Origin of the sequence: Halodesulfovibrio sp. (genome assembly GCF_015482765.1) — a bacterium.
Taxonomy (GTDB): Bacteria; Desulfobacterota; Desulfovibrionia; order Desulfovibrionales; family Desulfovibrionaceae; genus Halodesulfovibrio.
Window position 1 is genome coordinate 25081 of record NZ_JADMLB010000063.1, and the last position, 11662, is coordinate 36742.

Here is an 11662-nt window from a genome sequence, read left to right on the forward strand (position 1 = left end):
AAGAAACGCCGCCCTGAAATGTCAGGGCGGCGTACTTTATTCTCATATGAGAAGCGGTGCTATTTTTTGGAAGTTTTTTTCGGTTCAGCAGCCTCTTCCGGCTTTGCTTCTTCCGCGCCTTCCTCAATTACGCCCAGATGTGTGAGTAATTTCTTTTCAATCTGATCTCTGATCGCGTCATTTTCGTTCAAGAACGCTCGAACGTTTTCTTTACCCTGACCTAATCGTTCAGAGCCGTACGCGTACCAGGCACCACTTTTATCTACTATGCCGTGTTCTACACCAAGATCAAGCAATTCGCCAGTGCGGGATATGCCTGTTCCGTACAAAATATCGAATAAAGCTTCACGGAATGGCGGTGCAACTTTGTTTTTTACGATTTTTGCACGGGTGCGGTTACCGAACACTTCATCTTTATCTTTAAGAGACTGGATACGACGCACATCAATACGGATAGAAGAGTAGAATTTAAGTGCGTTACCACCAGTAGTGGTTTCAGGATTACCGTAGCCCATGGTGCCGATCTTCATACGGATCTGGTTAATAAAGATAACACTTACATTAGATTTATGGATTGTGCCTGTCAGCTTCCGCAGGGCGTGAGACATGAGGCGAGCCTGACTGCCGACCTGTGTTTCACCCATGTTACCTTCGAGTTCTGACTGCGGGATAAGGGCAGCTACGGAGTCGATAACGATAATATCAACAGCACCGGAGCGTACAAGCATGTCCGCAATATCGAGAGCCTGTTCACCGTAATCCGGCTGAGAAATGAGTAAGGCTTCAGTATCTACACCGAGGCGTCGTGCATATGTGGGGTCAAGAGCGTGTTCTGCATCGATAAATGCAGCTGTACCGCCTTGTTTCTGGCACTGAGCGATAGCATGCAGTGCAAGTGTGGTTTTACCGGAAGATTCCGGACCGTAAATTTCTGTAACACGACCTTTAGGAATACCGCCGATGCCTAAAGCAAGGTCAAGCGTAATGGAGCCTGTAGGAATTACAGGGATAGCAACGTGTGCGTCGTCATTCAGCTTCATAACGGAACCCTGTCCGTATTTACGCTGAATGGTACTCATTGCTGTTTTAAGAGCCTCACGACGCATGTCATCCGGACTCATTGCGGATTTAGTAGCCATTTTTTTAATCTCCGTGCGGAAAGTGTTGTTTTGGGAGCGCTCATCGTGAATAGCAAATCGTTCGGTCAGGGGCAATCTCCAAAAAAGTACAACGCAGAATATGTACATTGTGCAAATCAAGAGTATCAAAAAAAAATCTATCAGAAAATCTTTATTCATGAAATCAGGAGAATAGGGCAAGGGCGGTAAAACTAGTCTTGCTTTTATGTGCAATGAGCCTTATTTGACGCGCATGGAAAAGGTAACGAAGCAATATGATGCCGTGGCTCTTTTGTCCGGCGGACTGGATTCCCTGCTCGCTGTTAAAGTAATACAGGATCAGGGGCTTAAGGTTAAAGGGTTGCATTTTGTAACCCCGTTTTTTGGTAAACCGCACATGGTGCGCCGCTGGGAAAAATTGTACGGCATGGAAATCGACGCAGTTGATGTGTCTGAAGAATATGTACGTATGATGGTGGAGCGCCCTGTACACGGGTTTGGAAAAACTTTGAATCCGTGTGTGGACTGTAAGATTCTGATGCTGAGAAAAGCTCATGAGCTTATGGAGCAATACGGTGCCAAGTTTATTATCTCTGGCGAGGTGATCGGCCAGCGTCCTATGTCGCAGCGCAGAGATACACTTAATGTTATTAAGCGTGATGCAGACGTGCAGTCCGTACTGCTTCGCCCTTTATGTGCACTGTGCCTCGACCCGACTCCGATGGAAGAGTCCGGTCTTGTTCAGCGTGATAAATTGTTAGGGCTCTTTGGTCGTGGACGTAAAGAGCAGTTGCGATTGGCTGAACACTATGGCTTTACAGAAATCCCTTCACCTGGAGGGGGCTGTAAGCTGACTGAACGTGAAAACGGTCGTCGTTACTGGCCTGTGTTTAAATATTCTCCAAAGCCTTCTGTTGCAGACTTCAAGTTGGCTAACGTCGGCCGTCAGTACTGGTCCGGCAAACACTGGATGGCAGTAGGTCGCAACCAGATGGATAACGAGTCACTCCTTAAAATTAAAAAAGACTCTGATCTTGTTTTTAAGGTTGTAGATTTCCCTGGTCCGATTTCCATCGGCCGTCAGTTTGAAGGTGCTCCTTGGTCTGAAGAAGTTATAGCTGATGCGGCAGCATGGGCAGCTTCTTACTCTCCAAAAGCAAAAAAAGCTGGCGTTCCAGTTCAAGTGAGTGTAGTAACTATAAGTAAGGACAACGAAGAAGAACGTATCCTTACTGTTACTCCAATGCGAGAAACACCAATGGGCTGGGCTGAATGGCTTTGGCCTGATGCAAAACAAGAAATTCGCGAAGAGGCACGTTCCCGCGCGAAATAATAGAATTTCCTGGATGATTCGTGAGCCTTTGATACGTAGGCAGAATCAATACTATCACATGCAGGCACCTTGCCGTTGTCACCAAAGGGGATTGAGTTGCTCCTGACGGCGGCTGCCATATCCTTTTAAAAAAAGGATTTTGCAAGGTCTCATTGGTAACGGTCAATCCGGGGTATTGTTAGAGAGCTCTTTCACAGCTGTGAAAGAGCTCTCCTTTTTTATGCCGATTTTCAAAATATATAAAACTGCACTATTCGTTACTTACATTTGTCATTTTTGTTCAAAGAAGAAAAATAAAGGGAAAAATTTCTGTTTTCAGCGACTATTTTGTATATACAAGAGTTGTGTTACATATTTTTTGTAGAGTAAGTGCTTTTTATACTGTAAAATTACAACAAATTTTGATGGTGATTTGTTGAAAATACAGAGCCTATTTCTCGATTTACTGACTAATACGGTAGGGTATGACAAATTGGAATGGCTAATGTGACCAAAAAGACTTGAATGCATCGCCGTTGCGAACTACAACGGGGGCGACAAATAACAAAACTGTAAAACTCGTTGAGGTGGAAAATGACGTCTCCTGTGAACAATCGCGATGGGTTCGCCACTGCTCTTGGTGTACTTACTGCGACGTTGGGCTCGGCAGTTGGCCTTGGTAACATTTGGAAATTCCCGTACATGACAGGTGAAGGCGGCGGTGCTGCTTTCCTGATCGTATATTTGCTGGCCACTCTTGTAGTTGGTCTTCCTGTAATGATTGGCGAAATTATGCTTGGTCGTAAGGCTCGCCAGAACGCAATCGGAACATGGCATAAAATTGCTCCGGGTTCCCCGTGGTTCCTTGTAGGTTGTGGTGGTGTTCTTGCTGCTTTCTGCATTATGGCGTTCTACACAGACGTTGCAGGCTGGGTTTTTGCCTTTGTTGTAAAAGCTGCATCCGGTCAGTTGAACGGTCTGGATAAATCTGTTGGCGAAGCTGCATTCGGTTCAATGGTGTCCGACCCTATGGGCTCTCTTGCATGGCAGTGGTTTGTGCTTGCGCTTGTAGCACTTATCCTGATTGCAGGTGTTTCTAAAGGTATTGAAAAAACAACAAAAATTTTGATGCCTGTTTTGTTCCTTATGCTGTGCGCAATTTGTGTTCGCTCCCTTATGCTTCCTAAAGCTGGTGAGGGTCTTGCGTTCCTGTTTGCTCCTGACTTTTCTAAGGTAACAGTAGCTGTTGTACTTAATGCTATGGGACTTGCTTTCTTTAAGCTTTCACTTGGTATGGGTACAATGATGACCTATGGTAGTTACTTCCTTGATGAAGCAGACATCCCTAAAACTACCATGCGTGTTATGCTTGCTGACCTTACTGTATCTATGCTTGCAGGTATTGCTATTTTCCCTGCTGTATTTAACTACGGCCTTGAGCCGACAGCTGGACCGGGCTTGCTCTTTATGACTATGCCGGCTGTATTTAGTGCGCTTCCAGCGGGTCAGATTTTTATGACTCTGTTCTTCGTACTCACATCAGTAGCAACCATTGGTGCTATGTGTTCTTTGTTCGAAGTACCGGTAGCATTTCTTATTGAAACTATCCCGTCCTGTTCCCGTAAAGTCGCAACCATTATTGTTGCTCTGGGTATCGGGCTGTGCGGTGTGCCGGCAACGTTGTCTTTCAGTGTACTTTCTGATGTGACAATTTTCGGTAAAAACTTCTTTGATATGTACGACTTCTTGAGTTCAAACATCCTGCTCCCTTCCGGCGGTGCCTTTATATGTCTGTTCGTAGGCTGGGTATGGGGATGGGAACGTTCTAAAGAATGCCTCACCAATGGCGGTGTGCTGAAAAACGAAAGTATCTTGAAAGTCTGGTTCTTCCTTGTGAAGTACATTACTCCGATTCTTGTGTTTATCGTACTGCTTAAAGGTCTTGGCGCATTTTAGATAAAGCGTACCTAGTGTGCGGTGTGTATGCATCGTACCTCAGCCCTTATGACGATAGAAGGCTGCCCTGATTCAGGGCAGCCTTTTTTGTGGGCTGGGAGTTTTTCTATAACTGCATTTCATCCTGCGTGAGTCCTTGGTAAGGTGGACAGATTCTCGACCATTAAACAGCGGGACGTAGTATGTCGAAAAAGCCAGCAGATGATGCCAATAACCCTACATGGTATAAGGATGCAATCATATATGAATTGCATATTAAGTCGTTTAACGATTCCACAGGAAGCGGGAAAGGGGACATCGTAGGCGTTATTGAAAAGCTTGATTACTTACAGGATCTCGGGATTACCGCAATCTGGCTTTTACCTTTCTTCCCATCGCCTTTAAGAGATGACGGCTACGATATACAGGATTACATGAATGTGAATCCTGATTACGGAACCATTCAGGATATACGTAGGCTTATTCGTGAAGCGCACAAGCGTGGTTTACGTGTGATTATTGAACTTGTTCTGAATCACACTTCAGATCAGCATGAATGGTTCAAGCGTGCTCGTCAGGCTCCGGCTGGCTCATCACATCGGAATTTTTATGTATGGAGTGACACTCCGGAAAAATATCAGGATGCGCGGATAATTTTTAAAGATTTCGAGCCATCAAACTGGAGTTGGGACCCTGTTGCCAATGCCTATTACTGGCATAGGTTTTATCATCATCAACCGGACTTGAACTATGAAAATCCTCAGGTACATAAAGCTGTATTCAAGGTCTTTGATTTTTGGTTTAAAATGGGGGTTGATGGCGTTCGGTTAGATGCTGTTCCGTACTTGTACGAAGAAGAAGGTACAAACTGCGAAAATCTTCCAAAGACATTTTCTTTTCTAAAAAAGCTTCGGGCGCGTCTTGACCTGAAATATGAGGGACGGATGCTGCTTGCAGAGGCAAATCAGTGGCCTGAGGATGCTGCTGAATATTTCGGCGATGGCGATGCCTGCCATATGTCATTTCATTTCCCGTTGATGCCGCGAATGTTTATGGCTCTTGAAATGGAAGATCGATTTCCCATTGTGGATATTTTGGAGCAGACACCGGATATCCCTGAGAGCGCGCAGTGGGCTATTTTTTTACGAAATCATGACGAGCTGACTCTAGAGATGGTGACGGATGAAGAGCGGGATTACATGTACAGGATGTATGCCCGTGATCCGAAGAGTCGAATTAATTTGGGTATCCGGCGCAGACTGGCTCCGTTGCTGGGTAACGATCGGCGCAAGATAGAGTTGATGAATGTATTGCTTTTTTCCATGCCCGGGACTCCCGTTCTTTATTACGGTGATGAAATTTGCATGGGCGACAACTATTATCTTGGTGATCGGGATGGTGTTCGCACTCCTATGCAGTGGAGTGCGGATAGAAATGCAGGATTTTCACGCTCAAATCCTCAAAGCCTATATCTTCCGGTTATTATAGATCCTGAATATCATTATGAAGCTGTGAATGTTGAAACAGCGCAAAGTAATAAATCATCACTTTTCTGGTGGATGAAAGGGATGATTGCAATGCGTAAAAAGCATCCAGCTTTTGCCCGCGGTGATGTAACCTTTCTCATGCCGGACAACCACAGAGTTCTTGCCTTTATCCGCTCCTATCAGGATGAAAATGTTTTGATTGTCTGTAATCTATCTCGCTTTCCGCAAGCAGCTTCATTGGATTTGGCTGGCTTTGAAGGATGTGAACCTATTGAACTTATGTCGCATACCAAGTTTCCCATGATTCGTACTGCGATGTATGACCTTACTTTGAACCCACATGGGTATTTTATGTTCAGACTGCATCGTAACGTTGCAGAAGAGGTTGCACGCTCGGAAGGTGTCCCTGTTGTGACGGCATCAACCACGGTTAACATGTTTGATGCAGAGTTCAGGCTCGGTCTTGAAAGTATTTTGCCGGCATATTTTATTCGCAGGAATAAGTTGTTGTCACCCACAGCCATATTGCGAGAAATTTCCATTCGTGAAGCACTTCCTTTTGGTAATGAAACCCAGCAGTGCTGGCTTCTTATTGTAGAAGTACGCTTTATGCAGCAGCCCCCAGAGTTATATACGTTGTTTGTGAGCAGGGTAGAAGGAAAGGATGCTACAGATGTGGTAACAGCACGGACACCGGAGTTGATATGTACCATTGAAGGCGGAGGTGAACCCGCAGCGCTTGTAGAAGGTTTTATAGAAGGGTGGAGCTGTGCTTCTTTCATCAATTTGTACAAGCAGGTAAAAACTGTTTCAGGTAGAAACGGTATTTTCTCTGTTCTGCAAGACAGGCGCAGGCTTCCTGTTTTTAAAGAATGTTTTGGCTGGTGGAAAGAGTATCCGGAATCAAGTGCTGTGGTTTGCGGTGATGATTTGTTTTTTAGAATGTATCGGAGGCTGAGTGACGGAATAAATCCTGATGCTGAAATGTTGGAGCATCTATCAGTCCGATGCGGCTTTCCAAACGTTCCCCGTTTTTTTGGTGCTGTGAAGTATAAAGGAAGTCAGGGAAATGAGCACTATATAGGAGCATATAGTCAGTATACGCATGGTGAATCTGATGTGCAGCAGATGGTGGTCGATAGTGTAACGAGGTTTTATGAAGGCCGCCTTGCTATCGATACAAGGATTGAAAAAGCTCCTGAAGAATTGGATGGTGATGTTTTTGAAATTGCCTTTGAGCGGCCTGCCATAAATAATGCGGAAGTGCTGACAGAGCCTGATGTTACGGTATTTACGCTTCTTGGAAAGCGACTGGGAGAAATGCATCTTGCTTTGGGAAGAAGCGGTACCAGCAAAGATTTTGCACCGGAGGCGTACTCAAAGCTATATGCCCGTTCTGTGTATCAAAGTGTGCAAAGTGTTGTGAAACGAACAATAGACAGGCTGCATAGAAAGCGTGGTGAGTTGGACAGCAGCGTAATTCCTTATGTTGATGATGTCGTAGCCAGCAAGCAAAAACTGTTGGGAGATGCAAAAGAGTTCCTTGACCATAAATACAGTTGTCAAAAAATACGGTTGCATGGAAATTTATACCTTCGAAGGATTTTTTACACAGGTAAGGATTTCTTGTTTGTTAATTTTGAAGGGCAGAAGCATAAATCGTTTACTGCTCGCAGGTTGAAGGACAGTAGTTTGCGTGATGTGGTGGATGTACTTGATTCATTACAGTACACCGCATTGCATGTCCTTGAGCGTGCTTCGTTTATTCGTCCTGAAGATAAGGATAATTTAGAACTTTGGGCAGAAGTCTGGCGGCGAAACGCAGGTGGAGTCTTGCTGCGTAGCTATGCAGAAACAGTACAGGGAAGCAAACTGTTACCCAAAGATGCTGATGCGTTTCGATGCATGCTGGATGTTTTTTGTGTGCAGCGCAAGTTTGTTGATCTTCGGCAGTTTGAAAACATGGAACCTGAAGAGCTTACGATAATTTTAAAAAGTATTCTGAATATTCATTGTCCTCAATCCGCAAAAGCTTGCAAAAGAACCTGATGTTACCCACATAATAAAAAAGAGCCTGCATATGTATTATGCAGGCTCTTTTTTATTGGAATAAATTTTGCAAATTTTCCTATAGTAAGGTGTATCCGGAAAAAAGTGTCATTTTCTTGAATGATCTTTGCCGGAACCTAGTGGAAAGCGGAAAATTGCCGATTGTTACTTAGGCAAAAATTTCTTCTTTTGTTACTGCTTCAGATTTAATTCTGTCGAGCAGCTCCGCAAGAGTGGCTTTTACGTTTTCTCGGATATCGCCTGCAACAATGAGGTACATTACATCGTCACCGGGAGTGAAGTCGCCTTCATATGCCTCGGTAATGATGCGGTAAATACCTTCATTTTGTTCAAGTTCTTTACGGATACTTTCAATTTTATCGTAGTCATGACGGACACGGATTGCTTTAACTTCTCGTCGGTCTTTGCGAGACCAGCCGCGTACTGTTCCGTTATGAATAAGTGTCATGCCGACATTTTCGGCAAAACCCGGGTCTTTTTTCAGTTCAGCCAGAGTTCTGGTAATGTCCATAAGTCCTCCCAAAAGTAATGGTGAAAGGTAGATATGCCTCATTTATCAAACTTGCTCAACAAACTTCCTATGTTTCAGGAATCGCGCATGGTGGCTACCGGCTACGGCATGTGGGTTAGTTGGAACGGTGAACTTAATCCGGCAGTAGTGCAGACCTTGCAGGACTACGGTGGGTTACAGGTAGGTGTTGATAGAGATCAAGCCCTGTGGTTTTTCTTTAGCTCAGACGCGTTTCTGGCTGCTGCCAGATTGAGCGTGTGGGCAAAGTTTAATTCTCTTCAGTTATATGCACAATTGCTTCCTGCAAAATTGCTTTTCAGTCCGAAACGGGAAATTTCATTTTCTGTAGAACCTGCACTTATGGCGCAATCCGTTATTGTTCCGGACAGCTGCCAAATCCTTGTCCATCCAAAGTGTCGGAATGAAGGAAGGGGGCTTCCGGGGCTTACGTTTAAGCCGGAAGGCTCTCGTTCTGGTTTAGCTCCTGTTGAATGGACATCTCTTATGGTTGACCCGCGGCTTCCGTATCAGTCTTCGTTAGGCTGGTATGGCGTAATTAAGCCATTGGGTAATTCCATGGAGAAAAATTTTCTCGAAAGTTGGCGTAGCTATGCTTCAGAGGTTAAAACCTTATTTGAAAAGCTTAAGATTAAATTTCTTGTTCAGGATAGTTACTTAGTTTTTCAACTCGAAAACCTGCAGATGCTCAGGCAGTGGACGCGCGAACATCTTTTGCTGGTAGATAAGCTGAAAAGCACGAAGCGGGAAGTTTACTGGCCTGCGGTTGTTGCTGTGACCAACAAACGCGGTTTAAACTTTACGCCGGATCTTCCTAAAAAGATGGCGTTGGATTGGAACCAGCTTGTTCCGGATTTCCCTCATATGAGTTTTCGATCCGGTTACTTACTTGGCCGTTCATTTGAAGTGCATGATGTTAACTTTTCGTTAGATGCCAGCAGCGTGGATGACTGGTGTAAAGTCACGTTGACTGTTGATCACTCAGAAGAAAGCGGTATTTTGCCTGTTCAAGTTTCAAAGCACCTTGTCGCAGGCAACCATGATCATTGCTTTTATTGTGGGATGCGTTCACATGCTTCGCATGAATGCCCAACTCGATCACTTTCTAAGTTAGCCCCAAAAGTTTGGCATGAGCTTTCTAAGTTAAATTTTGAAGAATTTAATAACGGGTTCGAAGAGATTGAGTCCAAACTTGGTAAAGATGATGTAGAAGCGTTGAAGCTGATTCAAACGTCCAAAGGGCATGATGGTGTTTTGCTTAACGCTGTATACGGAGTAAACCAAATTTCTCAACTCCGAATGATGCAACATTTGTGGGTTTGCCGCGGGAAAGATTTTGCAAAAGGTTTAGATGAAGTTGTTCCTCGCGATGACAACCCTGTATGGAGCGCGCTGTCGTACGTTCTTTCAGGTGATTTGCAGGTGGCAGACAGAGAGTTGGCAAACTTGGCAATTCGGGCACCGCGTGATGCCCGCCCGCGAATGCTGGCAGGTTTTGTAGCTATGGAGCGTGGTGATTATCACAAAGCCATGATGATGTGGAAAGAAGCGGAAATTCTTTCCGGCCCTATGATGAAGCAAGCGTACTGCGTGTTTTTACAGGCACGTTTGCTGGAGTACACTGCACAGTATCAACAGGCTTCTGATTTATATAGCCGTGTGTTGCGCATGTGCCCGACGCTGCAGGACGCTCAATATCGCAAGTCTGTTTGTCAGGTCAAAATTGGTTTTGCTGAACAGGCAATGTCATCGTTGATTGCTCTTGTTGAAAAAACTCCGCATTACTTTAACCGTGTATTAATCGATCCAGAAATGGAGCGAGGACATATTCAGGTTCTTTCTGCACTATATGCACCATGGATAGAGGCTGAAAGTCAGGTTGAAAAAGCTGTCGAGGCTCTCGAAGGACTCAAAAAAGAAGTTCATGAGTGGTTCGATGAAAGTGATCCATTTTTTGTCAAAAGCATGAAGCGAATAGAGCAGATGACCGCCGCCACAGATATAAAGAACTATGTTTCGTTTATGTTGATTTTGCATGGCTGCAAAAATCTGACAAAAGATCTGGATAGATATATCACGAAAGAGGCTTCGGAGCTGAAGAAGAAATTTCAGGACCAACGTGAACGCTTGCATTATATCCGTGAGGAAGCAGCTTGGTTCCCATTCCCGCGTGCTCTTGTTGAGTTTAATAAAAACTACAATGTATGTGCGGCAAATATTAAATGGGCATTAAAAACACATTTTCAGGTTGCTGACATCTTTAAAAAAGCACAGGCCGTAGCTGAAACTGAAGCAAAACGTCTTGAGAAGCTTGAAAAGCGATTGAAATTTTTAAAAGTTGTTCGTGATTCTACATTGTTTATGTTGATAATGGCACGCACATTCTTTTGGGTTGAAGTCGCCTTTATGTGTATTGTTGTTGTAGCCTTACCGCTTTCGATGTTCTATGGAGAGCAATCGGGAATGGAGTGGGCTACCGGACTTTTGTTTAAGGAAAAGTGGGACATCCAAAAGCAGTTGATTCTAGGATTTTCAATTTTTGCGATTATCGTCTCGTGTTTCCGAACTGTCATTGTCTTCGATAAAGTTCGTGAAAAGTACTTTAATAAGGCTCGAGGGCTAGCTTGATTCCAAGCAGTTTTTTTAGGGCATATATCCCCCGTACAATGTGCGGGGGATTTTTTTATCATTATATATAGGTGACGGAGGAATGACTGAGGACGATGAAGTCTCGTTATCTAAAGGTAGAAGGAGAGTGAGCTTGATGAGTTACTAACTTGCGATGTGTCCGTGTAGTGGCTGGAAAGAACAGTTCTTGAATAGAGAGAAGAGAGAAAAAGTGAGTAGACGCAAAAAAAGCCAGTTCAATGAACTGGCTTTAAAAGCATTTGGAGCGGGAAACGAGATTTGAACTCGCGACTCCAACCTTGGCAAGGTTGTACTCTACCACTGAGTTATTCCCGCTTTTGAATGGAGGCGACATCCGGATTTGAACCGGAGAATGGAGATTTTGCAGACCTCTGCCTTACCGCTTGGCCATGTCGCCTCAAAAGGAAAATTCTAAATTTTTTAGTGGAGCGGGAAACGAGATTTGAACTCGCGACTCCAACCTTGGCAAGGTTGTACTCTACCACTGAGTTATTCCCGCTCTTGAGTGGAGGCGACATCCGGATTTGAACCGGAGAATGGAGATTTTGCAGACCTCTGCCTT

The 11662-nt window shown here is 44.4% G+C and carries 6 protein-coding genes and 3 tRNA genes; 4 read left to right on the top strand and 5 right to left on the bottom strand.

Annotated features, from left to right (window positions below):
- Nucleotides 1–59 precede the first annotated feature (59 nt).
- Nucleotides 60–1139 (bottom strand): recombinase RecA, encoded by a 1080-nt coding sequence (gene recA, locus QZY95_RS11485; protein WP_290923596.1) that lies wholly within the window; start codon nucleotides 1137–1139, stop codon nucleotides 60–62.
- Between the two features lie 232 nt (nucleotides 1140–1371).
- Between recA and QZY95_RS11490 the strand changes: the two genes are divergently transcribed.
- The 3 genes from QZY95_RS11490 (at nucleotide 1372) to treS (ending at nucleotide 7901) form a co-directional block, all read left to right on the top strand.
- A complete protein-coding gene (locus QZY95_RS11490; protein ID WP_290923611.1) occupies nucleotides 1372–2451 on the top strand; it encodes a tRNA(5-methylaminomethyl-2-thiouridylate) methyltransferase in 1080 nt (359 codons plus the stop codon).
- A 573-nt stretch (nucleotides 2452–3024) separates the two neighbouring features.
- Complete coding sequence (locus QZY95_RS11495) at nucleotides 3025–4386, top strand: sodium-dependent transporter (protein WP_290923599.1); 1362 nt, start codon at nucleotides 3025–3027, stop codon at nucleotides 4384–4386.
- Between the two features lie 182 nt (nucleotides 4387–4568).
- Entirely contained in the window at nucleotides 4569–7901 is a 3333-nt protein-coding gene (gene treS / locus QZY95_RS11500; protein ID WP_290923601.1) for a maltose alpha-D-glucosyltransferase, read from the top strand.
- A 169-nt stretch (nucleotides 7902–8070) separates the two neighbouring features.
- Here the strand turns inward: treS and QZY95_RS11505 are convergent, their stop codons facing one another.
- Complete coding sequence (locus QZY95_RS11505) at nucleotides 8071–8433, bottom strand: molybdenum cofactor biosynthesis protein MoaE (RefSeq protein ID WP_160717779.1); 363 nt, start codon at nucleotides 8431–8433, stop codon at nucleotides 8071–8073.
- A gap of 33 nt (nucleotides 8434–8466) precedes the next feature.
- Between QZY95_RS11505 and QZY95_RS11510 the strand changes: the two genes are divergently transcribed.
- Nucleotides 8467–11079, top strand: coding sequence for a tetratricopeptide repeat protein (locus tag QZY95_RS11510; RefSeq protein WP_290923605.1), 2613 nt, complete (start codon nucleotides 8467–8469; stop codon nucleotides 11077–11079).
- Nucleotides 11080–11340: 261 nt separating this feature from the next.
- Here the strand turns inward: QZY95_RS11510 and QZY95_RS11515 are convergent.
- From QZY95_RS11515 to QZY95_RS11525, 3 genes are all read right to left on the bottom strand, one after another.
- A tRNA-Gly gene (locus QZY95_RS11515) sits at nucleotides 11341–11415 on the bottom strand.
- 7 nt (nucleotides 11416–11422) lie between these two features.
- Nucleotides 11423–11497: transfer RNA gene (locus tag QZY95_RS11520), tRNA-Cys, on the bottom strand.
- A 27-nt stretch (nucleotides 11498–11524) separates the two neighbouring features.
- A tRNA-Gly gene (locus tag QZY95_RS11525) sits at nucleotides 11525–11599 on the bottom strand.
- Between the last annotated feature and the right edge of the window lie 63 nt (nucleotides 11600–11662).